The organism is Pseudomonas lactucae, assembly GCF_036688725.1.
Lineage (GTDB): Bacteria > Pseudomonadota > Gammaproteobacteria > Pseudomonadales > Pseudomonadaceae > Aquipseudomonas > Aquipseudomonas lactucae.
Genome location: NZ_JAQQPT010000003.1, coordinates 1 through 25,394 on the forward strand (window position 1 = coordinate 1; position 25,394 = coordinate 25,394).

The window sequence follows — 25,394 nt, forward strand, 5'->3', positions numbered from 1 at the left end:
TGGCGTCCCCTAGGGGACTCGAACCCCTGTTACCGCCGTGAAAGGGCGGTGTCCTAGGCCACTAGACGAAGGGGACAAAACCTTCTGTACAACGTGATCAGAGCTGAGACCTGATCGATTCAAGGACGGTGTGGCCAGACCTTGAACCTGTAAATTGGTGGAGCTAAACGGGATCGAACCGTTGACCTCTTGCATGCCATGCAAGCGCTCTCCCAGCTGAGCTATAGCCCCTCATCGGTGAGGACGGGGCGAATCTTAATGGCCGTTTGGAAGTGTGTCAAATTTATTTTCAACAATTTCCAAAATTTTTTGCCGGGATAACAATCACTTACCGACGAAACCCCGGAAAACCGGGGTTTCGTCGCTGCAGCGCCCTGCTTAAGCGATAGCGCCCAGCAGCTTTTCCCACTCTTTGTTTTCTTTCTTGGACACACCACCAAGCAAATCAAGGGCTTGGCGCAGACGGAAACGCGTGAGGTCCGGACCGAGGATTTCCATCGCATCAAGCACCGACACCGAACTGGCCTGCCCGGTGATCGCGGCAAACATCAACGGCATGGCATCGCGCAGCTTCAACTCCAGGGATTCCACCACTGCCTGGATGGTCGCGGTGATGGCGTCCTTCTCCCACTGGCGCAGGCTTTCGAGCTTCCACAGGATCAACTGCATCAGTTGGCGCACCTGGTCGCCCGAGAGCTTCTTGGACTCGAACAGCTTCGGATCAGGGTTAACGCCGCCCGCAAAGAAGAAACTGGCCAACGGTGCGACCTGGCTGAACGTTTCCACCCTGCCCTGCACCAGCGGCGCGATCTTCATCATGTAGTCGGGGTTCAACGCCCACTGCTGCACGCGGCTGGCGAATTCTTCCACCGGCAGATCACGCAGCCACTGGCCGTTGAGCCACGACAGCTTTTCGATATCAAAGATCGGCCCGCCCAGCGAAACACGGGACAGGTCGAAATTGTCCACCATTTCCTGCAGCGAGAACTTCTCGCGCTCGTCCGGCATCGACCAGCCCATGCGGCCGAGGTAGTTGAGCATGGCCTCAGGCATAAAGCCCATGCGCTCGTAAAAGGTCACCGAGGTCGGGTTCTTGCGCTTGGACAGCTTGCTCTTGTCCGGGTTACGCAGCAGCGGCATGTAGCACAACTGCGGCTGCTCCCAGCCGAAGTATTCGTAGAGCAGGATCAGCTTGGGCGCCGACGGCAGCCACTCTTCACCGCGCAGTACGTGGGTGATGCCCATCAGGTGGTCGTCGACCACGTTGGCCAGGAAGTACGTCGGCAGGCCGTCGGTCTTCATCAGCACCTGCATGTCCATGCGGTCCCACGGGATTTCGACGTCGCCGCGCAGCATGTCGGGCACCACGCACACGCCTTCGCTCGGCACCTTCATGCGGATCACATGGGGCTCGCCGGCGGCCAGGCGGCGCGCCACTTCTTCCTTGGACAGCAGCAGCGCGCGGCCGTCGTAGCGCGGGGTCTCGCCACGGGCCTGTTGCTCGGCGCGCATCTGATCGAGTTCTTCGGCGGTGCAGAAGCACGGGAACGCATGGCCCATGTCGACCAGTTGCTGGGTGTACTGCTTGTAGATGTCGCTGCGCTCGCTCTGACGATACGGACCGTGCGGGCCGCCGACATCCGGGCCTTCGGCCCAGGTGATGCCCAACCAGCGCAGGGCGTCGAAAATCTGCTGTTCCGACTCACGGGTGGAGCGCAGTTGATCGGTGTCTTCGATCCGCAGGATGAATTCACCGCCATGCTGCTTGGCAAAGCAGTAGTTGAACAAGGCGATGTAGGCAGTGCCGACGTGGGGATCCCCAGTGGGCGATGGCGCGATGCGCGTGCGGACGGTGGTCATGGCGGGTCTCGAATGGGCGATAAAGCTGAAAATTGAAACAAGGGGCGAATGTTAACAGCCTGGGGGTTTTCTGGAAAACCGAGGTGCGGCCATCGGGGGCAAATCCCCTTCCCACATTTGACCGGTTTCACGCATAAGAGTGTGGGAGGAGGCTTGGCCCCGATAAGGCCGGTGAAGCCACTGCAAATCAAACAGCCAACAAACGCTCGCGCAACTTGCCGATCTCATCACGCGTCTGCGCCGCCGCCTCAAACTCCAGATCCCGCGCCAATTGGTACATCTTCTCTTCCAACTGGCGAATGCGCTTGGTGATCTCACTCGGCGAGCGCAGTTCGTTCTCGTACTTGGCGCTCTCTTCGGCGGCCTTGGCCATGCCCTTGCGCTTCTTGCTGCGCGAACCAGGCACGGTGGCGCCTTCCATGATGTCGGCGACGTCCTTGAACACGCCCTTGGGGATGATGCCGTTTTCCAGGTTGAATGCGATCTGCTTGTCGCGCCGCCGCTGGGTCTCGCCGATCGCCCGCTCCATGGAGCCGGTGATGCGGTCCGCATAGAGAATCGCGCGGCCATTGAGGTTACGCGCCGCACGGCCGATGGTCTGGATCAACGAGCGCTCGGAGCGCAGGAAGCCTTCCTTGTCGGCATCCAGGATCGCCACCAGCGACACCTCCGGCATGTCCAGGCCTTCGCGCAGCAGGTTGATCCCCACCAGCACGTCAAAAGTGCCCAGGCGCAGGTCGCGGATGATCTCCACACGCTCCACCGTATCGATGTCCGAGTGCAGGTAGCGCACCCGCACGCCGTGGTCGGCCAGGTAATCGGTCAAGTCTTCGGACATGCGCTTGGTCAGCGTGGTGACCAGTACGCGCTCTTCCAGGGCCACGCGCTTGTTGATTTCCGAGAGCAGGTCGTCGACCTGGGTCAGCGCCGGACGGATCTCGATCTCAGGGTCGACCAGGCCGGTCGGACGCACCAGTTGCTCGATCACGCGGCCTGCATGTTCGGCCTCGTAGTTGCCCGGCGTGGCCGAGACAAAGATCGTCTGCGGGCTGATGGCCTCCCATTCGTCGAAGCGCATCGGCCGGTTATCCAGCGCCGATGGCAGACGGAAACCGTATTCCACCAGGGTTTCCTTGCGCGAACGGTCGCCCTTATACATCGCGCCCACTTGCGGCACGCTGACGTGGGATTCGTCGATCACCAGCAGCGCATCGTCCGGCAGGTAGTCATAGAGCGTCGGCGGCGGCGCGCCGGATTCACGGCCCGAGAGGTAGCGCGAGTAGTTTTCGATGCCATTGCAGTAGCCCAGCTCCAGGATCATCTCCAGGTCGAACCGGGTGCGTTGCTCCAGGCGCTGGGCCTCTACCAGTTTGTTGTTGGCGCGCAGGTAGTCCAGGCGCTCGGCCAATTCCACCTTGATGCCCTCGATGGCGCCCATCAGGGTTTCACGCGGGGTCACATAGTGGCTTTTCGGATAGAAGGTGAAGCGCGGCAGCTTGCGGATTACCTCGCCGGTCAACGGGTCGAAGGCCGAGAGGCTCTCGACTTCATCGTCGAACAGTTCGATGCGGATGGCTTCCAGGTCGGATTCGGCCGGGTAGATGTCGATCACATCGCCGCGCACGCGGAAAGTGGCGCGGGCAAAATCCATGTCGTTGCGGGTGTACTGCAAGCTCGTCAGGCGGCGCAGCAATTCACGCTGGTCGAGTTTGTCGCCGCGGTCGACGTGCAGCACCATCTTCAAATAGGTTTCCGGGCTGCCCAGGCCGTAGATGCATGACACGGTGGTGACAATGATCGCGTCCTTGCGCTCCAGCAGCGCCTTGGTCGCCGACAGACGCATCTGCTCGATATGGTCGTTGATCGACGCATCTTTCTCGATAAAGGTATCGGACGACGGCACATAGGCTTCGGGCTGGTAGTAGTCGTAGTAGGAAACGAAGTACTCCACCGCGTTGTTCGGGAAGAACGCCTTGAACTCACCGTACAACTGCGCGGCGAGGGTTTTGTTCGGCGCCAGCACCAGCGTCGGGCGGTTGATCTGCGCGATCACGTTGGCGATGCTGAAGGTCTTGCCTGAACCGGTCACCCCGAGCAGCGTCTGGTGCGCCAGGCCGGCTTCGATGCCTTCGACCATCTGGCGAATGGCTTCCGGTTGATCGCCGGCGGGTTCAAAGCGGGTGACGAGCTGGAAATCCGACATAACGTACCTCGTGAAGTCACCCCAGACTCGAAACCGCCAGGGACGAAATAGCTCAGCAACCCGCGAATAGTCGTCGCAGGCTGCAGGAAAAAACCATGATAGCTGTAGAAGTGGTGGCGAATGTGACGGGTTTCAAGGCAATCGCCCTCCCAGCCGTGCAGCAGCGTTGTTGCAATAAGACTAACGGTCGGCAAATAAACCGAAAAACTTGGCCGAAAAGCCGTTTCGGTGGTCGCCCTCAGCCGTGATGGCCTCTATACTAGCTCCCCGTTTGTGCACCGCTCTAGTGCATTCGGCTGGAGCGCGACACGTCCCTCCCTTCCCCCATAGAGCTGCCGCAAAAATGAGCCTGTTCTCCGCTGTCGAAATGGCACCACGCGATCCTATCCTGGGCCTCAACGAAGCATTCAACGCCGATACACGAACCACCAAGGTCAACCTTGGGGTCGGCGTTTACTGCGACGAGGAGGGGAAGATTCCACTCTTGCGTGCCGTTGCCGAAGCGGAAGCCATTCGCGTGGCGCAACATGCCGCCCGTGGCTACCTGCCGATCGACGGCATCGCCGCGTACGACAAGGCCGTGCAAACCCTGCTGTTCGGTGACGCGTCGCCACTGCTGCAAGCCGGCCGCGTGGTCACCGTGCAAGCCGTCGGTGGCACCGGCGCGCTGAAACTGGGCGCGGATTTCCTCAAGCAACTGCTGCCCGACGCGGTCGTCGCCATCAGCGACCCAAGCTGGGAAAACCACCGCGCGCTGTTCGAAACCGCCGGTTTCCCGGTGCAGAACTATCGCTACTACGACGCCGCCACCCACGACGTGAACCGTGCCGGCCTGCTCGAAGACCTCAATGCCCTGCCGCCGCAGTCCATCGTGGTACTGCACGCCTGCTGCCACAACCCGACCGGCGTCGACCTGAGCCCGGCCGACTGGCAAAACGTGTTGGACGTGGTCAAGGCCAAGAACCTCATCCCCTTCCTCGACATGGCCTACCAGGGCTTTGGCGACGGCATCCACGAAGACGCCGCCGCGGTGCGCCTGTTCGCGGAATCGGGCCTGACGTTCTTCGTCTCCAGCTCGTTCTCCAAATCGTTCTCTCTGTATGGCGAACGTGTGGGCGCGCTGTCGATCGTCGGCGACTCCAAGGAAGAAAGCGCGCGCATCCTGTCCCAGGTCAAGCGTGTGATCCGCACCAACTACTCCAACCCACCGACCCACGGCGCGGCGATTGTGGCGGCCGTGTTGAACAACCCTGAGCTGCGCGCCCAGTGGGAAGCCGAACTGGCGGAGATGCGCCTGCGCATCCGTGGCATGCGCGAGCAGATGGTGGCCGAACTGGCCAAGGCTGCCCCGGGCCACGATTTCAGCTTCGTCGGCCGTCAGCGTGGGATGTTCTCCTACTCCGGCCTCACCGTTGAGCAAGTCGGCCGCCTGCGCAGCGAGTTTGGCATCTATGCGCTGGATACCGGGCGTATCTGCGTTGCGGCGCTGAACCAGGCAAACATTGCTGCGGTCACAAAGGCCATCGTCCAGGTGCTGTAAACCTGCTGGCGCGGCACAGGAGGGGAAGCCGATGGCTTCCCCTTTTTCGTCTCCAGCCCCTAGACTGAACCCTGATCGCCCCTTTGCTGTGAGAGCCTTATGAGAAACGATGACCTGGACCTGCGTGCCGACCGCGACGAACTGCACGACTACACCCCACGCGCGCCGCACGCCAAACGCCAGAAAAGCCTGGTGCTGCAAGTGGCGCTGGGGGTGTTCCTGGGGGGCTTGGCGTTATGGCTGGTGCAGTTGGGCGCAACGGCAATCATGGCCAAACTGGCCATGGGCACCTTCCAGTTCGGCGGCTGAAACCGGGTCAATGCGGTAGGGGCAAGCCCTCTGCCACATTAAGACACCGACGCTTTCAGATTGCGTTCCTCCAGCAGGTTTACAAAGCTGTTCAAGCTCTGCGACACCGTGCCTCGCCGCCAGATCAGCCAGGTATTCAAGAAGCGGAATGTATCGGCCAGCGGCCACACACTCACCGCCGCACACCCCGGCATGCTTTCCAGCATGCTGCGCGGCATCAGCGCCAGCCCGGCGCCGGCGCTGACGCACGCCAACATGCCGTGGTACGACTCGATCTCGAAGATCTTGCCCGGTACGGCACCATCCTGTGAAAACCAGCGCTCGAAGTGGTGCCGGTAGGAACAGTTCGAGCGGAACGTATAGATGTTCTCGCCATTCACGTCCTGCCCGCGCGTGATCGGCGCGTGATGCAGCGGCGCTATCACCACCATCTCTTCTTCGAACACGGCCACGCCTTCCAGGGTCGAGTGCAGCACCGGACCATCGACAAACGCCGCCGTCAGGCGCCCCGACAGCACACCTTCGATCATCGTGCCCGACGGCCCGGTACTCAGGTCCAGTTCGACCTTGGTGTGCTTCTGGTTGTACGCCGCCAGCAACGCCGGAATACGCACCGCCGCCGTGCTTTCCAGCGAACCCAGGGCGAACGCCCCCTGGGGCTCCTCCCCCGCTACCGTGGCGCGGGCCTCTTGCACCAGGTCGAGAATGCGCCGCGCATAGCCGAGGAAATTCCAGCCAGCCGGCGACAGGCGCAGACGGCTCTTTTCGCGAATGAACAATTCCACGCCCAGGTCCTGCTCCAGTTGCTTGATGCGCGTGGTCAGGTTCGACGGCACGCGATGAATCAACTGCGCGGCGGCACTGATGCTGCCTTGCTCGGCAACGGCCTTGAAGATTTCCAATTGCACCAGGTCCAAGTTATTCTCCAATCGTGAATGTATTGCTCAATATTATTCAGTTTCCAGAAAACATAAAGCTCCGTAGGCTGAACTCATTCCACTCATTCAGCCGGACGGTGCCATGAACATGATTTCCCACCCGACCCACGCCCTGTCGATCAACCCCGCCAATGGCGAAACCGTCGGCAGCTACCCTTACGAAACCGCCTCGCAGCTGGACGCCGCCCTCAACCGCGCCACCGCAGCCTTTCGCACCTGGCGCCGCCAACCGGTGAGCCAGCGCGCCGAACGGCTGCTGGCCCTGGCCAGTGCATTGCGCGAGCAAGCCGAAGCCATGGCACAGATGATCACCCTGGAAATGGGCAAACCCATCGCCCAGGCCCGTGCCGAAATCGAGAAATGCGCGCAACTGAGTGAATGGTACGCCGCCCAAGGCCCGGCCATGCTTGAGCCGGAGCCGACCCTGGTGGACAACGGCACCGCCCACATCGAATACCGCCCATTGGGCCCGATCCTCGCCGTGATGCCGTGGAACTTCCCGGTATGGCAGGTACTGCGTGGCGCGGTACCAACCATGCTCGCGGGCAATACCTATGTACTCAAACACGCACCGAACGTGATGGGCAGCGCCTACCTGATCCAGCAAGCCTTCCAGAAAGCCGGTTTTGCCGAGGGCCTGTTCGAAGTGATCAACGTGACCACCGACGGCGTCTCCAGCGCCATCGCCGACCCACGCATCGCCGCCGTCACCCTCACCGGCAGCGTGCGTGCCGGTATCGCCATCGGCTCCCAGGCCGGTGCAGCGCTGAAAAAATGCGTGCTGGAATTGGGCGGCTCCGACCCGTTTATCGTGCTTAACGACGCCGACCTTGATGCCGCCGCGCAGGCCGCCGTGATCGGGCGTTTCCAGAACAGCGGCCAGGTCTGCGCCGCCGCCAAGCGCCTGATTATCGAAGCCGGTGTGGTGGAAGCCTTCACGGCTAAATTCGTCGAGGCCAGCCGCAAACTGGTGATGGGCGACCCGACTTCGACCGACACCTACGTCGGCCCGATGGCGCGTTTCGATCTGCGTGATGAGCTGCATGGCCAGGTCCAGGCGACCTTGGAAGAAGGCGCGACCTTGCTGCTCGGCGGCAATAAAGTCGCCGGTGCCGGCAACTATTACGAGCCGACCGTACTGGCAAACGTCACCGACCAGATGACCTCGTTCAAACAGGAACTGTTCGGCCCGGTGGCCTCGATCATTACCGCCCGCGATGCCGACCACGCCGTGGCCCTGGCCAACGACAGCGAGTTCGGCCTCACCGCCAGCATTTTCACCACCGATGCGGCGAAGGCGCGGGACATCGCCAACCAGCTGGACACCGGCGGGATCTTCGTCAACGCCTTCAGCGTGTCCGACCCTCGGGTGGCGTTTGGCGGTGTGAAAAAGAGCGGGTTCGGCCGTGAACTGTCGCACTTCGGCGTGCGCGAGTTCTGCAACGCGCAGACCGTGTGGCTGGATCGCAAATAACAGGTCCTGGGGAGCTGCGCTGTTTTGACGTTAAACGATGCCTCAACAGCGAACATGCCGGCGTACACACTGCACCAACCCATCCAGCGCCTGGGATTTCACCGGCGCCAGCACACACACCGTGTGCTCGCGCTCACCCTCGGTCACCGTCAGGGTGTAATGCACCTGGCCGGGTTTACCCGGCTCTGGAGCGGTACTTTGCGGCAACTGAAAGAAGTCAGACGCCTCGACCAGTTGCCGCAGCTCTTGCCTCTCCGGCTCGGGCAGCGCGTCCAGTTCGACGCTGTGAGGCTTGGCCAGGCCCGGAAAAAACGCCGGGCCGCCGTTTTCCTTGATTGAAATTCGCATGACTGTTCCTCGCCGCCCTGGCGGCTTGTCAGACATTGATGCCCACCGCTTTCCAACCGTCCTTGACCGCCTTCTGCTCTTCCTTGTTGATGCCGTACAGCCGACCGGCGACATCGTAAGTGATACGGGCAAAACGTAAAAAGCCCGAGTTCGGCCGCAGCCGCGCATCACGCAAGGCGTCGTACCAGATGCGACCGGCGCGCTCCCAGGCGAACCCACCCAGCCGGGTGGCCACCTGATAGAACGCATGGTTGGGAATACCGGAATTGATATGCACGCCGCCATTGTCGTCGTAGGTCTGCACAAAATCATCCATGTGTCCGGGTTGAGGGTCCTTGCCCAGCAGCTTGTCATCGAACGCCGTACCGGGGGCCTGCATCGAACGCAGCGCGGTGCCTTTGATTTTCTTGGTAAACAGCCCTTTGCCGATCAACCAGTCGGCATCTTCGGCCTTCTGCCGCAACGCGTACTGCTTGATCAGTGAACCGAAAACATCCGACAGCGACTCGTTCAACGCGCCGGACTGGTTGAAATACATCAGCTTGGCCTCATCCTCGGTCACGCCATGGGCCAACTCATGACCAATCACGTCGAGGGCCACGGTGAAGCGGTTGAACAACTGCCCGTCGCCATCGCCAAACACCATCTGGGTCGAGTTCCAGAAGGCATTGTTGTAGTCCTTGCCAAAATGCACGGTGGCGTCCAGCGCCATGCCGGCATCGTCGATGGAATTGCGGTCGAATACCTCGTCGAAAAAGTCGAAGGTCGCGCCCAGGCCGTCATAGGCCTCGTCGACCGCCGCATCACCACTGGCGGGCTGCCCCTCGCCACGGATCAGTTTGCCGGGCAGGGTGTCGGTGCCGTCGGCGCTGTAGATCGAGCGGCGTTTGCCCACACCAATGGCCAGAGCCACGTGGGCCGGGCCTCGGGCAGGCACGGCGAGCATGCGCAACGAGCGGAATGTGCTGTCCTTGGCCCGTGTGCGTAACGCAATTTCACGCTGGGCTTTATCACCGTGACGGGCGATCTGATCGAGCATGTACGGAGGAATCAGGCAAAAAATCGGATTGCGGTGGTGGTGAACACACATAAGCTGGCTCCATTCTGGCGTGTGGTGAACTCCGGATAACCGTTTCAGGATAGTCCGGCTGTCAGTGCCTGGCCTAAATTGTCATGAACCTATGTTGCAGTATGTTTATCTCAGGCCCGCAAGGAGCAGCCCATGCCCGCACGTAAAGTCAATGTCGACCTGTCCCACCGCCCCAGGCTCGCCGATCTGCGCCCGTTGATCGCGCCCTTTCCCACACTCCTGGAGGCCAGGGCCCCGACGCCGCGCACCACGCCGGCCAAGGACCTGAACAACCGCAGCGGTTACGCTGAAGACTTCCTCGGCAGCTTCGTGGTGCCATGGCCTACGGTCAACGAAACGTTGGCGGCTGACGTGCAACCACGGCTGGACTACACGCACTTTTCCATCACGATGTCACGCTCCCGACGACTGGCCCACTATGTGGGGGTCAACATCGACGGCGCACGGCATGTGGACATCGTGCGCAGCAACGACAGCTGGGCCTACGACGGTCGCCTGCCGCTCGACGCCCAGGTGGGCGAGGACCTCTACGCCGGCAACGGCCTGGACCGCGGCCATCTGGTACGGCGCCAGGACCCCAATTGGGGCGATGAGGCAACCACCGCCAACCTCGACACCTTCCATTTCACTAACTGCTCACCGCAGATGAGCGGCTTCAACCAGAAGACCTGGCTCGAACTCGAAGACTATATCCTCGAGAACACCCAGCGCTGGAAAGCCCGTGCCACGGTGTTCACCGGCCCGGTCTTCGCCGACGACGACCGCCTGTACCGTGGCGTCAAAATTCCCAAGGCATTCTGGAAAGTCGTCGCGTACCTGAGCGACGATGGCAAGCCTTCAGCCAGCGCCTACATGATCGACCAAAGCCGTGAACTGGGTCAGCTCGACCTGGTCTTCGGGCAACTCAGAACCTACCAGCGCAGCGTGATCCAGATCGAAGGCTTGACCGGCATTCGCTTTGGCAACCTGGCCGATTACGACGGGTTCAGCAATGAAGAGCGCGCTACCGGGACGCGCATCGAAGCGCTGATCCGGGGGCCTGAAGATATTCGCGTGTGACCGGGGTCACTTCGACCTCCCGCTCCCGCGCCGAATCAACTACCATACCGCCGCCGGTTCCCCCACGGGACTAATAGGGAATTCGAAGCGCCGCCCGCGGCGCCAATCGAAACTGCCCCCGCAACTGTAGGTGCCGAGCCTGCTCCTCAACGCCACTGGACACCGTCCGGGAAGGCTGGAGCGAGGCGACGACGCATCAGTCAGGAGACCTGCCGGCCCAGCAACACCACTACCGGCGGGGTGTCCGGGAAGGACATCCTCGCCTGCCCGAGCGGCAGCGTTCGAGGGCGTATTTCCGAGCCGTACCTCCCCTGCTTCACGTACGGTTCACACGGAGATCGCCCCATGCTGCCACACGTTACCGCCCTGCTCACCGGGCTGGGCTTCTGTGCCCTGGCCCACGCGGCCCCCGCTCATTACCCGCTGACCGTCGAAAACTGCGGCAGCAGCGTCACCTTCCAGCAAGCCCCGACACGCAGCGTGACCATCGGCCAGGCCGCCACCGAAATGCTTTACGCCCTGGGCGTGGGCAACACCGTGGTCGGCACCTCGCTGTGGTTCAACAGCGTGCTGCCGCAGTTCAAGGCGCAAAACGACGGCATCGAACGCCTGGCTAACAACGAGCCAAGCTTTGAAGCGGTGATCGCCAAGCGCCCGCAACTGGTGGCCGCCGAGCTGGAATGGGTGGTCGGCCCGCAAGGCGTGGTCGGCACTCGCGAGCAATTCCATGAACTGAAGATTCCCACCTACGTGCTGCCCTCCGACTGCGAAGGCAAGGACAACCTGGTGGGCGCCGACGGCACGCGGCTGGAGCAGTTCCACATTGAGACAATCTACAAAAGCATCCACCAATTGGCGCAGATCTTCGACGTCCAGGATCGCGGCGAACAACTGAACGATGCACTCAAGGCGCGCCTGGCCAAGTCCGTCGCCACAGCGCAAGGCAAGGGCTTGAAACAGGCCAGCGCACTGGTGTGGTTCTCCAGCGCGGAGATGGCCAGCGACCCGTACGTGGCCGGCCACAAGGGCGTTCCCGAATTCATGCTCGACACCCTTGGTTTGCACAACGTGGTGCAATCGGATGAAGAGTGGCCCGCCGTCGGCTGGGAAACCCTCGCCAAGGCCAACCCGACCTTCCTGGTGATCGCCCGCATGGACCGCCGCCGCTACCCCGCCGACGACCATGAAAAGAAACTCGCCTTCCTGCACAGCGACCCGGTCACGCGCAACATGGACGCGGTAAAAAACAACCGCATCATCATCCTCGACGCCCTGGCGCTGCAGGCCAGCCTGCGCACCTTTGATGGCCTTGAACAACTGGCCGGGGCCATCGACGGCTACGACCTGTCCAAATGATCCGTACCTTACTTGCCCTCGCGCTGCTGCTGGCCGCCGTCCTTGCCGGCGTGGCCATCGGCGAAACCGCCATCGAACCGCAGGTGGTGTTGCAGGTGCTGGCCAACAAACTGTGGAACGCCGGCTACGTGCTGGACCCCATCGACGAAGGCGTGGTGTGGAATTACCGCCTGACCCGCGCCCTGGTCGCCGCCGCCTGCGGTGCCGGGCTGGCCACCTGCGGGGTGATTTTGCAGTCATTGCTGCGCAACCCGTTGGCCGATCCGTACCTGCTGGGCATCAGCGCGGGCGCCTCGACCGGCGCGGTGCTGGTGGCGTTGATGGGCGTGGGCGGCGGCTTGATTTCGCTGTCGGCCGGCGCGTTTGTCGGGGCCATGGCGGCGTTTGCGCTGGTGATTTTGCTGACACGGGCCAGCGGTTCCCTGAGCGGCACCGGGCAGATCATCCTCGCGGGCATTGCCGGCTCGCAGCTGTTCAATGCGCTCACCGCGTTCCTGATCACCAAATCCGCCAGCTCGGAACAGGCGCGCGGCATCCTGTTCTGGCTGCTCGGCAACCTCAGCGGCGTGCGCTGGCCGTCGGTGTGGCTGGCGGTGCCGGTGGCGGTCGCGGGATTGGCCGTGTGCCTGTGGCACCGTCGCGCGCTGGATGCGTTCACCTTCGGCAGCGACTCCGCGGCGTCCCTCGGCATCCCGGTGCGCCGCGTGCAGTGTGTGCTGGTGGGCTGCGCCGCGCTGGTCACGGCGGTGATGGTGTCGATTGTCGGCTCCATCGGCTTTGTCGGCCTGGTGATCCCCCACGCCATGCGCCTGTTGCTCGGCACCGGGCACTCGCGCCTGCTGCCGGCCAGTGCGTTGGGCGGCGCGTTGTTCTTGATCGCCGCTGATGTGCTGTCGCGCACCTTGATCAAGGGCCAGGTGATTCCCGTCGGTGTAGTCACGGCCTTGGTCGGCGCGCCGGTGTTTGCATTGATCCTGATTGGCCGGAGAAATGCGCGATGACCGTGCTCAGTTGCACGGGCCTGGGCTTCAAGGTGCGCGACGCCGAGTTACTGCGCGATATCCACCTGCAGGTTCAACAGGGAGAAACCTTGGGGATTGTCGGGCCGAACGGCTCGGGCAAATCCACCCTGCTCAAATTGCTCGCCGGTTTGCGTGTGCCCGCCAGCGGCGAGGTGCGACTCGGCAGCCAACGCCTGGGCGACCTCTCGCGCCGCACCATCGCGCAACAGTTGGCGGTGGTGGAGCAGCAGGCCGACACCGACGACGCCATCCGCGTGTTCGACGCCGTGGCGCTGGGCCGCACACCGTGGCTGTCGGCGTTGAGCCCGTGGTCTGGCGAAGACGATGCCATCGTGCGCCAGGCCCTGCACGACGTGGATGCCACCCACCTGAGCCAACGCGCCTGGCGCAGCCTCTCCGGCGGCGAACGCCAACGCGTGCACATCGCCCGCGCCCTGGCGCAACGGCCGCAGATTCTGTTGTTGGATGAGCCGACCAACCATCTGGATATCCAGCATCAACTGGCGATTCTGAAAGGCGTGCAAGCGCTGCCGGTGACCACTTTGATTGCGCTGCACGACCTCAACCAGGCCCTGACCTGCGATCGGTTGGCGGTGCTGGATCGCGGGCGGTTGGTGGCGCTGGGCAAACCGATGGACGTGCTCACATCGCAGCGGTTGCAGGAGACGTTCGGGGTGCGGGGGCATTACCTGACGGACCCGTTTGATGGGGCGCGGATATTGCGGTTACGTTCTAACTGAGCGGCCACAGGTCGAGAGCCCTCTGCTACGCGATAAAAAACGCGTGGCGGTAACGGCCCGGTATTCATCCTCGGCTCACTCACTCGTACCGCAAGTAGCCGTTGGCAGCTGTTCCCACGCACACAAAACCAGCCGTTTCATACATCAATCGGGCCGGGTTATCCGCACGCACGCTCAAGCTCAAATCCGCAAAACCACGCTGCCCAGCCATCACCGCATAGACATCCAGCAGCACACGGCCAATGCCCTTGCGCCGGCAAATTTCGCTGACGTTGATCGTGCACAGCTCGGCGAACCCAGCTTCGGGCAACCACAACGAATAACCTGCGAACTGCCCGTCCAGCTCCGCCACCGTCAACCGGTCAAAGTTATCGACCCCGCGTGCGAGGTGGCGCTCCAATTGAAGCCGCCACGCCGTTTCGTGGTCAGGCTCCCAACACACCGAATGTACGCCTGCTCGCCCCGATAGATCGATGGAAGATCGGCAACCGTGGCCGGTCTTAGATATAGGGCCGACAGCCCTGGTACTCCTTGAAGAACCTTCACATGCATTCCTTGGAAGGATGGATGAACCTGTGAGACGAGAGGCTACTAAGCCGGCTGGAAAAAGGGGATAGATTCAGTTGACTCACTTGCCGTGATATACCTGCGCTACCGCATTTTGAGTCAGGTCCCTCCATGCCATCTCCGAGAGTTGTGTTGCTCACTACTTGGCCACAGCCAACTACATCCCCCGAAGCCGTTATTTTCGCCACAGAAACACAGCTGTGTTTGCGCTACCACACGGACAACCAAGCGTTTGCGGTGATTCGTTTCCCACTGGTCAAAATATTCAAATTCGGTTCACCTAACGACGAGGCACTGGGCAGCCATCCGCTGGCGGCGTTGGGGCTCAGGCCTTATCAAGTCAATCGCATCGACCGTTCAACTTGGATTACGGAACTGGAGCAGCAAAATGCCAAGCACCCGCGACATGATCGCGCGTTGTTCTTGAAGGATGCCACCCACTATGTGTTCACGTTTCAAGACTCGACCCTGGAGTGTGTGGTGATCGAAGGCGAGTTTTGGTCGCCGCAGATACAGCTGTTTGCTTGCGAAGAAGAAGCGAAGGACCGATGGTTTGAATGGGTTAAGGACGCAAGCTAAATGCATCTATCGTTCCAAAGCTTGGCAGGCGACATCGGCATCGAGCTCCCAGAGCGCTTGGCGACCCTTTTGAAAATAAGCGAGAGTCACCCTGAGACACTAGAGAGCCTGGAGGATTTTTTCTGGATAGACGCCGAGCAAGCCCAACGGGAGATTGATGAATGGCTTAACCCGGATGACCAACCACACCGGGTATTCATGCCTTTTGCCAGCAGCGGCGGTGGCGAGCATTACTGCTGGGTTCGACTGGAGGATCGGGCTTGCGGCGTCGCGCAGATCCTGCACTTTGGCCAACTAACCTCACTGGCTTATGACGATATTTCCACTTTCGTCGCCAGCGAATATGTGCGCGTGGCCAGCAATCTATCCAACCTTCCTTTACGGGCAGATTTCGGTGCAGCTTTGAGCGCCGAGGTAGCGTTGATCCAGGCCGCATTGCGTCCACAGGACTACGAACTTCTTCAGGCCTTGTTTGCCAAGCCGCATACACCCATGAATTATCGGGCCGGGTCGAAAAGTCCAGAAAAGACTGTTGAGGCTTTCATTTCACAGGATGAAGCGCGACAGCTGATCGCAAAGCTTCGCAACCCAAAGCCTCGTGAGTTAGCGGCGCTTCGGGATTGGATGCGTTAACGAAGTAGTGACCGCCAAGACGCAAAGGTCGGCGTTTAAACTCACTCGGCAACGGCACTATTGGAGACCTGATGAGTGGGTGGAAGGTTTCACACAATCCAAAGATGGGAGCATGCCAGCTCCCACATTGATTGGCGATGCTTCGTGGATGTACTGGATCTTTGGCTCATACAACCTCAATCTGCGTAATACCCATTACCTGCGCCTGTTCCAGAATCTGCTCTGGCGTCGCATCCGTAGCAGGCAGAATCAAGCCATTCTCCGCATCACCAAAATGCAGCTGCAACAGGTGTATCGCCGCCTCGTGCATGGGCAACTCCGGCTGTTTGAGTTCGAACACGTGGGTGCGGGGCTCGGCATTGAACAGGTAGTTCAGGGTGTATTCGCGCATGGTGCAGTCCTGATGATGGGGGAGGAGCAACTAATTAACCTGACTTATCGATCAGCTTTTAAGTTCCCAACCCACTCGTTCAGTGTCATTTGGTATGCACGTAGCAAAAAGCAGTGCCCTTCACGCCCGACGCATGAATGCTGACATGGCGAGTGGAAAAGCCTGGTTTTTCGACGAACTGCTTTTCTTGCCAACTCGCATAGATGCCGTATTGATAACCGATGGCGCCATTGGCATACCACGACACGGCCATCTTATACACGCCCTTCTCATCCGGGGCCTCCCACAGCGCCTTGTCGATAACCGGCTTCGCCTGGTTGAACGTGCGAAGTTTAAACGTGCGCGGCCCGCCGTTTGGCTCGGTAGAACTGGATAGAAACAGCGTGTCGTCTTCGGCATCGTCTTCGGCAGCCGCCAGAATCACAGCCGGCACCCACTTCTCGCCCCGGTACTCTTTTTTGATGAACACCGTGCAGCTCAACGAGCCGTCACCTGGGGTCCTCATCTTGAATTGCCTCTCGTACTGCCCGTAGGGCACATCAAACGAGAAATCGTATTCGGCGGCTTGAACACCTGCCACCAGCAAAAATGCCGATAGCCCTGCAACTGCATGGGAAATGGTCATGTGTGCGTCCTTGCAGGAATCTGAAAATCAGGGTGTCAGAGGTTACGCGGGCTGTAGGAAATTCTGAAAGATATCGTCGACTATATCTTCACTTTTCAGGACTCTACGCTGGAAGGAGTCGTTCGACGAGTGCGGGATGAACAGTCTGGATCCTGGCCGATATCCACCGCCGACTGTAAGCAAGTACGCCATCCGCCATCGCCACCGGAAAATGAATAAACCCATGGGCCGATTCCGGCAACAAGTGCGCCTCAACCTGCGCGGCCGCGCCCCAGCGTTCGGCCATCTGCAGTGTGTCGTCCAGCAACGGGTCCAGTTCGCCGACAAACATCAACGCCGGCGGCAAGCCGGATAGGTCGCCATGCAACGGTGACAACGGCGGCTGCCGACGTTCTTCATCCTTCAAGCCCGGCGTCAGCATGTGTAGCGCGTCGACCATTCCCGGCCCGTCCAGCAACAACGTCTGCGGCCCCGCCGTACGCACGCTCGGTGTGCCGGTCAAGTCGTATACGCCGTAGTACAGCACCGCACCGCTCACGCGCTTGAGCAACTCAGGCCATTGCTTGAGCGCCAGCAAGGTTGCCGCCGCCAGATGCCCACCGGCAGACTCACCAACGACGAACACCGGCAAATCGGCAAATTCATCACTGCTGAGCAGCCAGCGTGCTGCATTCAGGCAGTCCTCCATCAGCCCCTCAACCGGCGTGTCCACTGCCAGCCGATAGTCCACCGACACCACTGCCACGCCGCACGCCTGCATCATGCCCAGGTTGAAGTCGTCATCCATCTGCGCATTGCCGATCACCCAGCCGCCGCCGTGGATATCCAGCACCACGCCTTTGATTTTCCCCTCCGGCCGCAGGATACGCACGGGCACACCCGCTACTCGGTGGGTTTCAACCGCAGGCGCTTTCTTGACCTTTTGACTGACCCGCAGCAACGCCTGGATCAAACGCGGGGTCACGCGATTGCGGATTTTAAAGCGCGGCATCCACGCAAGCTTTTGATTGAAGCGGCGCATCTGGGCCAGCTCGGCCTCGCTCGCCGGCCACGGTTGGAGAGCCATCAGCGGTTATTGCGCAGGATCGAGAAATTCAACGCCGCCGCCACACACAGCCACGCCAGGTACGGGAACAGGATCAAGCCGGTAATCAGATCCAGGCGCACCGCCAACACCACCATCGCCGCGACGGTGAGCCACAGCAGCACAATGATCACCATCCCGGCGAACAAGCGATGCGCACCGAAGAACACCGGCGTCCACAGCGTGTTCAACGCAATTTGCGCGGCCCACAGCGCCAGAACCATTTCGCTGCCCGGTATGAGGCTCAGGCGATAACCGGCCCAGGCCAGCAGCAGGTAAATGATCGTCCACGCGACCGGAAACAGCCAATTGGGCGGGGTGAAGCTGGGCTTGACCAGCGATTCGTACCAGGCACCGGGCTTGAAGATAATGCCGGTGCTGGCGGCGGCGGCGCAGGCGAGCAGGAAGATGAAGAAGGTCATGGTCGATCCTTGAGGTGGAGGGGTAGAAAGTAACGCTATGCTTGAGTGACTCGAACTACCGCAAATAAATTCAATGACGGCGGCAAAAATGGCACTCTTCTACCCTTTTTGAGCACCACCAGAGACCCCAGCCGTGACCAATACCCGCGCCGATCAATCCAACACCCCCTGGTCGGTATTCCTGATCTTCCTGCGCCTGGGCCTCACCTCGTTCGGCGGGCCCATCGCGCACCTTGGCTACTTTCGCGCCGAGTTCGTAACGCGGCGGCGCTGGCTCAGCGAGCGCAGCTATGCCGACCTGGTCGCGCTGTGTCAGTTTTTACCCGGCCCGGCCAGCAGCCAGGTCGGCATCGCGCTGGGCCTGTCGCGGGCGGGTTACGGCGGTGCCGTGGCCGCCTGGGCCGGGTTCACCTTGCCGTCCGCGCTGCTGCTGGTGCTGTTCGCCCTGGGCATTGCGCACCACAGCAACGCCCTGCCGCTCGGCGTGCTGCACGGTCTTAAAGTCGTCGCGGTGGCCGTGGTCGCCCAAGCCGTGTGGGGCATGGCGCGCAACCTGTGCCAGGGCGCGACCCGGATCACCCTGATGCTGATCGCTGCGTGCGTGGCCCTGCTGGCGCCTACGGCCTGGGGCCAAGTGGGCGTGATCGTCGTCGCCGGCGTGATCGGCCTGCTGCTTTTAACCCCCACGCCAAACGCCGAACACGAAGCACTGCCCATGCCCCTCCGCCGTCGCACCGGGGCCCTGTGGTTACTGCTGTTTGTGCTGTTGCTGATGGCCTTGCCGCTGCTGGCGCAAACGCTGCCCAACCAAGGCCTGGCGCTGGTAGACGCCTTCTACCGCGCCGGCGCACTGGTGTTCGGCGGCGGCCACGTGGTGCTGCCGTTGCTGCAGGCCGAAGTGGTGCCGCCGCAGTGGCTCAGCAACGACCTGTTCCTCGCCGGCTACGGCGCTGCCCAAGCCGTGCCCGGCCCACTGTTCACCTTCGCCGCCTTCCTCGGCGCGGCCATGCAGCCGGCCCCGAACGGCTGGCTGGGCGGCCTGATCTGCCTGCTGGCTATCTTCGCCCCGTCGTTCCTGCTGGTGTTCGGCGCCCTGCCTTTTTGGGAAACCCTGCGCCGCAGCCCGCGCACCCAAGCGGCCTTGGCGGGCGTGAACGCCGGCGTGGTGGGCCTGCTGCTGGCCGCGCTGTATCACCCGGTGTGGACCAGCGCGATCTTCAGCGTCTACGACCTCGGTTTGGCCGCGCTCACACTGGTGGCGTTGATGGTCTGGAAGTTGCCGCCGTGGCTGGTGGTGGCGGCCAGTGCCGGGCTGGGAGGGTTACTTAACCTCACTGCCGGATAATCAACGTGAAGTAATGGCCTCATTGCTCGACCGACGGATCCACGATCCTGAGCCAAGGCCACCGCGCCTGATAACTCCTGGCCTTTTCAGCAAACAACACCGGCTCCGGATGCAACGGATTCATCCGCAACACCCCCTGCTCCACATCCGCCAACCCATACGGCGCATACACCTCACCGGAAGCGATATCCAACGCGATACACGTCCCCGCCACCAGATAACGATCCACCCCCTGCCGGGCCGATTGCAATTGCGGGTAAGGCCGGCCAAACCGCTGTCCATACCAAAGGTGCACCCGCGCCTGGTTCTTGACCTCCACATTCACGCCCAGGTCCTTGAACAAGCCTTCAGCCCTGCGAATCACTACATCTTCCGCCTCGTAGGACAGGTCGGTATCGAAGTAAAAAACATCGTAGTCCTTTACCCCCTGATCGGCCGGCAGATTCATCTGATGATTCCAAACCGCCTGGAACAGACAGCCCGCCGTGAGCATGCACTGCTCCACACCGAGGTCGGGTAGACGCGCAGTGATTTCAACGTTGATGGGGTTGGCCATGGCCAGTTCGAGGAAGGTGTCGACGGTCAATGTCATGGTGCGTCCTTGGTAAGCAGTCCTTGTCCAGGGGCTGACTGTACAAGATCTCACAAGCGAAAATCGAGCGACTCCAACTTGCTCCATTGCCTACGCGTGCGTCAGAATCCGCCGACTTGTGCACCTGGGTAGCCGTCTCTAAGGTGGCTCGGTCGCCGACATCTCGGAGATCGGGTTTAGTAGCCCACGGTTTAACCTAACAAGTGCACAAGCTTCATCTCATCAGACGTTCCCGTCTGTGCTTGATGGTGGCTGTGCGCAGGGCGCCCTCGGGCGCGCCGGTTTTGTTAGGTTCCACCGGTCTACTAACCTGCGTACAGCTACCGCCCTCTTGTTTAGTAGCGACTGGGCAGTGGCCTCAAGCAAGGAACTTAACAATGGTTAACGCTTCAACCACCCTCTTCAGCGTCGCACCCAACGCCAGCCACGAAACCCTCATCACCAACAGCTACGAAACCTTCACCAGCGTCAGCACCCTGCTGCTCGACCTGTGCGAAGACCTCAACGGCAAACACCGCGACATCGCCCTGGCCATTCACCAACTGAGCGAACTGGGCGTACTTCTCACCGCCAGACTTCTGGACCGCAAAGCGCCCTGCCCCGGCTGATCATCAGCCCTTCAACTCACTCGCCCGATTGCTCGCCGCGTCGTCATAGGCCACATACAACGACTCGGCTATCTGGCTTTTGATGGCCTTGGTGGATTCAAGGCCGAGCACAAACCCCTCGGCCTTGCCGCCAGCGCGGTTGAGTTCTTCATGGGTGGCGGCGCCGGTGATGGCGTCGAGGAGCTTGGTGGCGTGAGGGCCTACGCCTTTGGGCAGGGATATTTGATCGATGGACATTGCGATACCTTTAACAGTTGAGTCGGTAGCGCTTGGAACCACTGCCGGGGGAGGCATAGTAGACCGGTTTGTGAGGAGAGGGGTTGCTTTCGGCCAAAAACGGGCATTGAAATACGGGGTCAGACCACAATTACTTTAACTGTGGTCTGACCCCGTTTTTTTGGATGGGCTGCGAATTGAGAGTCGTGCGAGCGACAAAATAAAAACGACCGTTATTCCTGTGCTTGGGACAGAATGACATCTCCCTTAGACAGTTCGGCCTCGCACACCATGGACGACATTCATTTCACACCTGAACAGGTGGCGTCTCGATCTGGCGTTGCTCAGGTGGATAAGGATGTGAGGCACTGGTTAGTGAGGCTTCCCATCGCTGAGAGACTCGATTTTCTAAAGCAACTGTGGCCACTGAACTACCGATACACACTCAAACTGGTCCAGGCTGCGCAGCTACCTAGGCAAGAAAACGAGGATATGTTCAGGCACTGGCTGCGTACGGGCCAACACAATACGGCGCAGGAACTTATCAAGCGGTTGGAACCGGTTTTGGGGGAGAGAAAGTTCTGGAAGATTGCTTCGCAGGAGGTTGTTACACCGGTTATGTGGGAGTTCTTGAATTACTATGGTGGTGGGCGATTGGGCTCTCAAGCCGATGGAAAGTGAACCTTTAGCCTTTTCTAGCCGGTTTGTTTTCGGGGTACGACGTTCCGATGTCTTTACCGAAAGACGTCTTTCGACCCACAGGTTTCAGCAACCAGAGTCAGAGCGGAGGCCGGGGCTCGCGTCGTATAGCCATCGCGTTCCTGGCTACCACACCAAGATGGGAAATATATCGCGCCGCGTACTCACGACATAAGACTCCAATCCATTTTTCTCAGGATGGATTTTCAAGATCATTTGCGTACTGAAGGTGATGGTGAAAACCCCAAAACTATCAATTGAAAAAGCTTCTACATCGTGGTTTAGAAAGTCGAAAAGTAAAGGGCTTGTGGCAGCATCTTCACCATGCCCCCACTTGCATACCCTATTGATATCACAAGCGAATGGGCACTGAATTAACACGCTAGCCATATCGCCAAAAAGCAGGATCTGCGAACCGATCCCGACAGTTACTCCTGTTAGCGCGGAAGGAATCATTTCGGCCAAATCTGAATCATTTATCATCGTGCCGTGCTCTTTTCATACAGGTGGTTGTTGAAGAAGCATAGGCCTGAATCGGCTCTCATTTAGTAGGCAGATCATATATCCATTTGTTAGCGCGGCCACCTAGGCTTACCGTCCGACGTTAGCGGAAGCGGCTTGGGTGACGTCAGCTTTTGGCCGAAAACGGTGCCTGGATGAATGACTGCTTTTGGCCGATTGTGTTGAAAAAGTCGCTCCGCTCAAACTGCCCGGATATTGACCGGGAAAAATGCAACTTTTGCACATTGCTACGTGAAATCTGGGCCCGGAAGCCTTAACCAAAAATAAGGATTTCAATCTCAGACGCGTACTTTTCTGCAGTGGAAACCAAGGCCGACTTTTTCAACAGAATCGGCCGTTTTCAGCCTCTCGCGACAGGCAGAAATCGGCCAAAAGCGGTCGCTCTTACACCAACGTTTATATTATCGGCCAAGCGACATAGCGCCTTCGTCAAAATTGAAAGCACGTGCCAAGTGGCCGAGTACAGTGCCCTCCTAGTATGGTTGAGGCCATCAACCATCACAGAATATGGAGGCTACACATGCGTTTACTCTTGCCGGTGGCCGTAAGCCTGACCCTTATCGGCTGCGCCACTACTAAAACCGATGTTCGCAACGAAGCACAAATCAGCCAATATGACCCGGCCAACACTGCTCGCGTGCGCCTGATCACGGGCGACACCACCAATGCGGGCTTCATCAGTGGCCAGACCTGCGAGGCGTTTTACAACGAATCCCTGCTCACCAAAACACCTGAAGAAGCAGGATGGCAAACGGCGCATGTCGACTCGGCCGGACTCTACCCTTTTCGGGCGACAGACAGCCAAAACACCGTGATTGGCATGCCTGCCAGTAAGGCGAGCAAAGCCATCAATCAGTCACCCAAGGTGTTTGACGAGCATGTCATCCCGGCCGGGAAACCCTTTATTGCAGGGTTCGCCATGGGGGGCTCGCAGATATCATGCTTTCCAGCCCCCGTCACGCTCATTCCCGAACCTGGCAAAGACTATGAAATGGAACTTCAAATCGTGAAAGTCAGCACGTGGAAAGCAGGCTGCGTGATTGCCGTTCGACAACTATCCACTCAGACCGCTACCACAGTCGAAACACCATTAAGACCGCAAGTGTGTGCAAAGACACCGTCGGGCTGGTATACGGTCAACGCAGCACCTTCGCCTTAGTCGAGCGAATAGTCATCCCGCAAGATCCGCTGTAGCTCAAGTGGCGCAGGCTTCCATTGGTCATTTCCGGCCAGACGAGTCCATTCGTTCTACGAAATCCCCCCTTCAGTTAACGTCGATGCCGGGATAGAGATCCGCAGGTGGGTGGTAATTGGGGTCTTCAAAGCGGCTATTGTCGTAATGCATTTTGGCTGTAGGCCCCTCGCCTATGTACGTAACCTCAGGATTGGGCGTCAGATGCCATCCGGTCCCGTCGTTATCGCGTTCGATCAGCGACGGATACAACGTACAAGTCCCCCCCGAACCGGATGTCAGCCTGAATTGATAGTAGCGCCCGGCCTGTGGCGTGAATTGAGTTGTGACGTAGCACGAGCGCGTGCGCGAGCCCTTCCAGAACATACTCACCTGCGTCTCGATGCCCGGCCTTATGGGTGTTTCATAGTAGTCGGAAGTCAAATTCTGCCCGGCCTTGGGCATGCCCACGTCTTGCGTGTGGGTAAATGGAAGAGGCCCCGTGCGGACGGAGCCTCCCGAACGCACGCCGTTCTCGTATTGATAAATATCGGCATGCTGAGTGAAGTTGACGACTCTGACCCAAGCGGGGTTCGGCTCGTTTTCAGGCGCTTTGAAGTAATGGAAATGAGGAAAATACTGACAGCCGGCAAATAACGGCAACGTCAGAAAACAAAGGGTACGGCGAATAGACATTGGAACCAGTCCTTTACGGGATTGTTGTACAGACCACAGAACTGAAGATGAATTTCACAGCTGGCTCACTCTAAGCAACGTTCAGCGGGCATCTGTTTGTTTCACTGGGGACGATGACAGGGTGTCGGCGAGCCCGGAAACCACCCCTGGGTATTGGCACCGAAGGTGACCGCATGGACGGAGGCTGTCATCTGGATGGGTATGCGCGCTTAGAAAGCAGGCCCTGCATACGGTATTCTGCGCGGCATCAACCTCGCCCCCAGCCTGCCGGCCCCTGAAGCGGTATTGAGCCCGGCGCCTATGGATCTCGACATGCTAATCGGCCACCGCTTCGAACACCTCGCCAACGGCGATCTGCACATCCACTCACGCAACCTTGTGCAAAGCGCATTTATGCTGCTGACCGGCGCAATCGCCTTGATCCTGCCGGTAGCCTGCGTTGGGTTCTGGCTTACCGAATGGCAAGCGCAACTGGCCGACCTGAATCCCCTGTCGACCCTGCTGTTAGTCTTGGCGCTGCTGCTGATGCCTGCCCTGGGCCTGTCCCTGATGGTGTACATGGGCTCGCGCGAGTCGTTGCTGTTGTCACGCGTCGACGGGGAAGGCAAGCGCCGCACGCAGAACTTTTTCGGGCGTCGCGAGCAGGTGAAGTCGGTATTCAACCTCGATAACCCGCGCGCCTTGGAGCTGCGTCGACGCGAACAGGCCGAGCCCGCCTATACCCAGCTGTGGCTGGTGATGCGAGATGGCAGCGAGCACCGTTTGACCACCGATCACGTTCCGGTGGTGCCAGGCAGCAAACGCACCGAGTCGTGGCTGCGGGAGCTGGCCGACTACCTGAACGTGGCGGTGCCAGCCGAGGTCATCATTGGCTCCGCGGTCGGTCAGCCGGCACCCTATCGGCCCACTCCGACACCCGCGAAGATCGCCAGGCGGCGCAAAGCCCAAGGCCCCATGCCGACGATTGAATCGACCGAACAACTCGGTATTCCCGCACGCGCCCTGCTCACGCTGGCGGGCGCTTTTCTGGCGGTGCTGGATTTGAATCAGATCGTCGCACTGGTGCCGGCGGTGCTCACCGGGAGGTTGCGGATCAGCGGCAAATCGGGATACACGACGTTCTACTGGGCCGAACAACCGGTCGCGTTTTCATTCAATGTGTTTTTGGGGGTGGCCGAGGTGTTGATTATCGGGTTTATCGCCTGGCAATGCCTGCGCACGGCGGTTCTGGGGCGGATGAAAGCCAATCCTTGAATGCAGGATGCCGACGCGCGGCATCAGCGTCAGCAAAGGGTTCTGACGCAA

The 25,394-nt window shown here is 60.2% G+C and carries 28 protein-coding genes, 2 tRNA genes and 1 riboswitch; of the genes, 14 read left to right on the plus strand and 16 right to left on the minus strand.

Going from position 1 to position 25,394, the window contains the following annotated elements:
• The 4 genes from V6M90_RS03535 to uvrB all read right to left on the minus strand — a co-directional run bounded on the left by V6M90_RS03535 (position 1) and on the right by uvrB (position 4,063).
• Positions 1-76: transfer RNA gene (locus tag V6M90_RS03535), tRNA-Glu, on the minus strand.
• A 79-nt stretch (positions 77-155) separates the two neighbouring features.
• Positions 156-231 (minus strand) — tRNA-Ala (locus V6M90_RS03540).
• A gap of 147 nt (positions 232-378) precedes the next feature.
• Complete coding sequence (gene gltX, locus V6M90_RS03545; RefSeq protein WP_003175111.1) at positions 379-1,860, minus strand: glutamate--tRNA ligase; 1,482 nt, start codon at positions 1,858-1,860, stop codon at positions 379-381.
• 187 nt (positions 1,861-2,047) lie between these two features.
• Positions 2,048-4,063 carry an excinuclease ABC subunit UvrB gene (uvrB, locus tag V6M90_RS03550; RefSeq protein WP_003175112.1) on the minus strand — a complete coding sequence of 672 codons (2,016 nt, stop codon included), beginning with the start codon at positions 4,061-4,063 and terminating at the stop codon, positions 2,048-2,050.
• Between the two features lie 343 nt (positions 4,064-4,406).
• Between uvrB and V6M90_RS03555 the strand changes: the two genes are divergently transcribed.
• Positions 4,407-5,603, plus strand: a complete 1,197-nt coding sequence (locus V6M90_RS03555) for an amino acid aminotransferase (protein ID WP_305427506.1) — start codon at positions 4,407-4,409, stop codon at positions 5,601-5,603.
• Positions 5,604-5,702: 99 nt separating this feature from the next.
• On the plus strand, positions 5,703-5,912 hold the full coding sequence (locus V6M90_RS03560) for a hypothetical protein (RefSeq protein ID WP_003175114.1): 210 nt from the start codon (positions 5,703-5,705) through the stop codon (positions 5,910-5,912).
• Between the two features lie 38 nt (positions 5,913-5,950).
• Here the strand turns inward: V6M90_RS03560 and ptrR are convergent, their stop codons facing one another.
• A complete protein-coding gene (gene ptrR / locus V6M90_RS03565; RefSeq protein WP_003175115.1) occupies positions 5,951-6,829 on the minus strand; it encodes a putrescine utilization regulator PtrR in 879 nt (292 codons plus the stop codon).
• Positions 6,830-6,932: 103 nt separating this feature from the next.
• Here ptrR and V6M90_RS03570 point away from each other — a divergent pair, with 103 nt between their 5' ends.
• On the plus strand, positions 6,933-8,324 hold the full coding sequence (locus V6M90_RS03570; RefSeq protein WP_141063203.1) for an aldehyde dehydrogenase family protein: 1,392 nt from the start codon (positions 6,933-6,935) through the stop codon (positions 8,322-8,324).
• Positions 8,325-8,366: 42 nt separating this feature from the next.
• On the opposite strand, the gene V6M90_RS03575 is transcribed toward V6M90_RS03570, so the two are convergent.
• Together V6M90_RS03575 and V6M90_RS03580 are read right to left on the minus strand one after the other, a co-directional pair.
• The gene (locus V6M90_RS03575; protein ID WP_003175118.1) at positions 8,367-8,672 is read right to left on the minus strand and encodes a protealysin inhibitor emfourin; all 306 of its coding nucleotides are present in this window, start codon (positions 8,670-8,672) and stop codon (positions 8,367-8,369) included.
• A gap of 28 nt (positions 8,673-8,700) precedes the next feature.
• Complete coding sequence (locus V6M90_RS03580; protein ID WP_332846085.1) at positions 8,701-9,762, minus strand: M4 family metallopeptidase; 1,062 nt, start codon at positions 9,760-9,762, stop codon at positions 8,701-8,703.
• Between the two features lie 132 nt (positions 9,763-9,894).
• Here V6M90_RS03580 and V6M90_RS03585 point away from each other — a divergent pair, with 132 nt between their 5' ends.
• The 4 genes from V6M90_RS03585 (at position 9,895) to V6M90_RS03600 (ending at position 13,939) form a co-directional block, all read left to right on the plus strand.
• Positions 9,895-10,821 (plus strand): DNA/RNA non-specific endonuclease, encoded by a 927-nt coding sequence (locus V6M90_RS03585; protein WP_332846086.1) that lies wholly within the window; start codon positions 9,895-9,897, stop codon positions 10,819-10,821.
• 37 nt (positions 10,822-10,858) lie between these two features.
• A riboswitch (cobalamin riboswitch) is annotated at positions 10,859-11,052 on the plus strand.
• A gap of 114 nt (positions 11,053-11,166) precedes the next feature.
• Entirely contained in the window at positions 11,167-12,177 is a 1,011-nt protein-coding gene (locus V6M90_RS03590; RefSeq protein WP_332846087.1) for an ABC transporter substrate-binding protein, read from the plus strand.
• On the plus strand, positions 12,174-13,178 hold the full coding sequence (locus tag V6M90_RS03595; RefSeq protein WP_305427510.1) for a FecCD family ABC transporter permease: 1,005 nt from the start codon (positions 12,174-12,176) through the stop codon (positions 13,176-13,178). Before V6M90_RS03590 ends, V6M90_RS03595 begins: the two co-directional genes overlap by 4 nt.
• Positions 13,175-13,939 (plus strand): ABC transporter ATP-binding protein, encoded by a 765-nt coding sequence (locus tag V6M90_RS03600; protein ID WP_141063208.1) that lies wholly within the window; start codon positions 13,175-13,177, stop codon positions 13,937-13,939. Before V6M90_RS03595 ends, V6M90_RS03600 begins: the two co-directional genes overlap by 4 nt.
• Positions 13,940-14,018: 79 nt before the next feature.
• Here V6M90_RS03600 and V6M90_RS03605 read toward each other — a convergent pair whose 3' ends face one another.
• Complete coding sequence (locus tag V6M90_RS03605) at positions 14,019-14,339, minus strand: GNAT family N-acetyltransferase (protein ID WP_232291260.1); 321 nt, start codon at positions 14,337-14,339, stop codon at positions 14,019-14,021.
• A 296-nt stretch (positions 14,340-14,635) separates the two neighbouring features.
• On the opposite strand from V6M90_RS03605, the gene V6M90_RS03610 reads away from it, so the two are divergent.
• Together V6M90_RS03610 and V6M90_RS03615 are read left to right on the plus strand one after the other, a co-directional pair.
• Positions 14,636-15,085: a hypothetical protein gene (locus tag V6M90_RS03610; RefSeq protein ID WP_232291261.1), complete on the plus strand. Its 450-nt coding sequence runs from the start codon at positions 14,636-14,638 to the stop codon at positions 15,083-15,085.
• Positions 15,086-15,718 (plus strand): SMI1/KNR4 family protein, encoded by a 633-nt coding sequence (locus V6M90_RS03615; RefSeq protein ID WP_003175126.1) that lies wholly within the window; start codon positions 15,086-15,088, stop codon positions 15,716-15,718.
• 166 nt (positions 15,719-15,884) lie between these two features.
• Here V6M90_RS03615 and V6M90_RS03620 read toward each other — a convergent pair whose 3' ends face one another.
• The 4 genes from V6M90_RS03620 to tspO all read right to left on the minus strand — a co-directional run bounded on the left by V6M90_RS03620 (position 15,885) and on the right by tspO (position 18,240).
• The gene (locus V6M90_RS03620; protein WP_003175127.1) at positions 15,885-16,109 is read right to left on the minus strand and encodes a hypothetical protein; all 225 of its coding nucleotides are present in this window, start codon (positions 16,107-16,109) and stop codon (positions 15,885-15,887) included.
• An 85-nt stretch (positions 16,110-16,194) separates the two neighbouring features.
• Positions 16,195-16,734, minus strand: coding sequence for a hypothetical protein (locus V6M90_RS03625; protein ID WP_332846088.1), 540 nt, complete (start codon positions 16,732-16,734; stop codon positions 16,195-16,197).
• A 103-nt stretch (positions 16,735-16,837) separates the two neighbouring features.
• Positions 16,838-17,800 (minus strand): alpha/beta hydrolase, encoded by a 963-nt coding sequence (locus tag V6M90_RS03630; protein WP_003175129.1) that lies wholly within the window; start codon positions 17,798-17,800, stop codon positions 16,838-16,840.
• Positions 17,800-18,240 (minus strand): tryptophan-rich sensory protein TspO, encoded by a 441-nt coding sequence (gene tspO, locus V6M90_RS03635; protein WP_332846089.1) that lies wholly within the window; start codon positions 18,238-18,240, stop codon positions 17,800-17,802. Before tspO ends, V6M90_RS03630 begins: the two co-directional genes overlap by 1 nt.
• Positions 18,241-18,373: 133 nt before the next feature.
• Here tspO and chrA point away from each other — a divergent pair, with 133 nt between their 5' ends.
• Positions 18,374-19,585: a chromate efflux transporter gene (gene chrA / locus V6M90_RS03640; protein ID WP_332846090.1), complete on the plus strand. Its 1,212-nt coding sequence runs from the start codon at positions 18,374-18,376 to the stop codon at positions 19,583-19,585.
• A 19-nt stretch (positions 19,586-19,604) separates the two neighbouring features.
• On the opposite strand, the gene V6M90_RS03645 is transcribed toward chrA, so the two are convergent.
• Positions 19,605-20,177 (minus strand): nucleotidyltransferase family protein, encoded by a 573-nt coding sequence (locus V6M90_RS03645; protein ID WP_332846091.1) that lies wholly within the window; start codon positions 20,175-20,177, stop codon positions 19,605-19,607.
• A 377-nt stretch (positions 20,178-20,554) separates the two neighbouring features.
• On the opposite strand from V6M90_RS03645, the gene V6M90_RS03650 reads away from it, so the two are divergent.
• Positions 20,555-20,785: a DUF6124 family protein gene (locus V6M90_RS03650; protein WP_332846092.1), complete on the plus strand. Its 231-nt coding sequence runs from the start codon at positions 20,555-20,557 to the stop codon at positions 20,783-20,785.
• Between the two features lie 3 nt (positions 20,786-20,788).
• Here the strand turns inward: V6M90_RS03650 and V6M90_RS03655 are convergent, their stop codons facing one another.
• On the minus strand, positions 20,789-21,022 hold the full coding sequence (locus tag V6M90_RS03655) for a hypothetical protein (protein WP_003175134.1): 234 nt from the start codon (positions 21,020-21,022) through the stop codon (positions 20,789-20,791).
• Between the two features lie 270 nt (positions 21,023-21,292).
• Here V6M90_RS03655 and V6M90_RS03660 point away from each other — a divergent pair, with 270 nt between their 5' ends.
• Entirely contained in the window at positions 21,293-21,682 is a 390-nt protein-coding gene (locus V6M90_RS03660) for a hypothetical protein (RefSeq protein WP_332846093.1), read from the plus strand.
• A 144-nt stretch (positions 21,683-21,826) separates the two neighbouring features.
• On the opposite strand, the gene V6M90_RS03665 is transcribed toward V6M90_RS03660, so the two are convergent.
• Complete coding sequence (locus V6M90_RS03665; RefSeq protein WP_042945032.1) at positions 21,827-22,183, minus strand: hypothetical protein; 357 nt, start codon at positions 22,181-22,183, stop codon at positions 21,827-21,829.
• 559 nt (positions 22,184-22,742) lie between these two features.
• Between V6M90_RS03665 and V6M90_RS03670 the strand changes: the two genes are divergently transcribed.
• Positions 22,743-23,381, plus strand: coding sequence for a hypothetical protein (locus tag V6M90_RS03670; protein ID WP_003175135.1), 639 nt, complete (start codon positions 22,743-22,745; stop codon positions 23,379-23,381).
• 105 nt (positions 23,382-23,486) lie between these two features.
• Here V6M90_RS03670 and V6M90_RS03675 read toward each other — a convergent pair whose 3' ends face one another.
• Positions 23,487-24,089, minus strand: coding sequence for a hypothetical protein (locus tag V6M90_RS03675; protein ID WP_332846094.1), 603 nt, complete (start codon positions 24,087-24,089; stop codon positions 23,487-23,489).
• A gap of 312 nt (positions 24,090-24,401) precedes the next feature.
• On the opposite strand from V6M90_RS03675, the gene V6M90_RS03680 reads away from it, so the two are divergent.
• Positions 24,402-25,343 carry a hypothetical protein gene (locus V6M90_RS03680; RefSeq protein ID WP_042945895.1) on the plus strand — a complete coding sequence of 314 codons (942 nt, stop codon included), beginning with the start codon at positions 24,402-24,404 and terminating at the stop codon, positions 25,341-25,343.
• Positions 25,344-25,394: the final 51 nt, after the last annotated feature.

Excerpts from the sequence above, each read along its gene's own strand:
- gltX (WP_003175111.1), bottom strand. The coding sequence starts at position 1,860 with ATGACCACCGTCCGCACGCGCATCGCGCCATCGCCCACTGGGGATCCC.
- uvrB (WP_003175112.1), bottom strand. The coding sequence starts at position 4,063 with ATGTCGGATTTCCAGCTCGTCACCCGCTTTGAACCCGCCGGCGATCAA.
- V6M90_RS03555 (WP_305427506.1), top strand. The coding sequence starts at position 4,407 with ATGAGCCTGTTCTCCGCTGTCGAAATGGCACCACGCGATCCTATCCTG.
- V6M90_RS03560 (WP_003175114.1), top strand. The coding sequence starts at position 5,703 with ATGAGAAACGATGACCTGGACCTGCGTGCCGACCGCGACGAACTGCAC.
- V6M90_RS03570 (WP_141063203.1), top strand. The coding sequence starts at position 6,933 with ATGAACATGATTTCCCACCCGACCCACGCCCTGTCGATCAACCCCGCC.
- V6M90_RS03575 (WP_003175118.1), bottom strand. The coding sequence starts at position 8,672 with ATGCGAATTTCAATCAAGGAAAACGGCGGCCCGGCGTTTTTTCCGGGC.
- V6M90_RS03580 (WP_332846085.1), bottom strand. The coding sequence starts at position 9,762 with ATGTGTGTTCACCACCACCGCAATCCGATTTTTTGCCTGATTCCTCCG.
- V6M90_RS03585 (WP_332846086.1), top strand. The coding sequence starts at position 9,895 with ATGCCCGCACGTAAAGTCAATGTCGACCTGTCCCACCGCCCCAGGCTC.
- V6M90_RS03590 (WP_332846087.1), top strand. The coding sequence starts at position 11,167 with ATGCTGCCACACGTTACCGCCCTGCTCACCGGGCTGGGCTTCTGTGCC.
- V6M90_RS03595 (WP_305427510.1), top strand. The coding sequence starts at position 12,174 with ATGATCCGTACCTTACTTGCCCTCGCGCTGCTGCTGGCCGCCGTCCTT.
- V6M90_RS03600 (WP_141063208.1), top strand. The coding sequence starts at position 13,175 with ATGACCGTGCTCAGTTGCACGGGCCTGGGCTTCAAGGTGCGCGACGCC.
- V6M90_RS03615 (WP_003175126.1), top strand. The coding sequence starts at position 15,086 with ATGCATCTATCGTTCCAAAGCTTGGCAGGCGACATCGGCATCGAGCTC.
- V6M90_RS03620 (WP_003175127.1), bottom strand. The coding sequence starts at position 16,109 with ATGCGCGAATACACCCTGAACTACCTGTTCAATGCCGAGCCCCGCACC.
- V6M90_RS03625 (WP_332846088.1), bottom strand. The coding sequence starts at position 16,734 with ATGACCATTTCCCATGCAGTTGCAGGGCTATCGGCATTTTTGCTGGTG.
- V6M90_RS03630 (WP_003175129.1), bottom strand. The coding sequence starts at position 17,800 with ATGGCTCTCCAACCGTGGCCGGCGAGCGAGGCCGAGCTGGCCCAGATG.
- tspO (WP_332846089.1), bottom strand. The coding sequence starts at position 18,240 with ATGACCTTCTTCATCTTCCTGCTCGCCTGCGCCGCCGCCGCCAGCACC.
- V6M90_RS03645 (WP_332846091.1), bottom strand. The coding sequence starts at position 20,177 with ATGACATTGACCGTCGACACCTTCCTCGAACTGGCCATGGCCAACCCC.
- V6M90_RS03650 (WP_332846092.1), top strand. The coding sequence starts at position 20,555 with ATGGTTAACGCTTCAACCACCCTCTTCAGCGTCGCACCCAACGCCAGC.
- V6M90_RS03655 (WP_003175134.1), bottom strand. The coding sequence starts at position 21,022 with ATGTCCATCGATCAAATATCCCTGCCCAAAGGCGTAGGCCCTCACGCC.
- V6M90_RS03660 (WP_332846093.1), top strand. The coding sequence starts at position 21,293 with ATGGACGACATTCATTTCACACCTGAACAGGTGGCGTCTCGATCTGGC.
- V6M90_RS03665 (WP_042945032.1), bottom strand. The coding sequence starts at position 22,183 with ATGATAAATGATTCAGATTTGGCCGAAATGATTCCTTCCGCGCTAACA.
- V6M90_RS03670 (WP_003175135.1), top strand. The coding sequence starts at position 22,743 with ATGCGTTTACTCTTGCCGGTGGCCGTAAGCCTGACCCTTATCGGCTGC.
- V6M90_RS03675 (WP_332846094.1), bottom strand. The coding sequence starts at position 24,089 with ATGTCTATTCGCCGTACCCTTTGTTTTCTGACGTTGCCGTTATTTGCC.
- V6M90_RS03680 (WP_042945895.1), top strand. The coding sequence starts at position 24,402 with ATGCTAATCGGCCACCGCTTCGAACACCTCGCCAACGGCGATCTGCAC.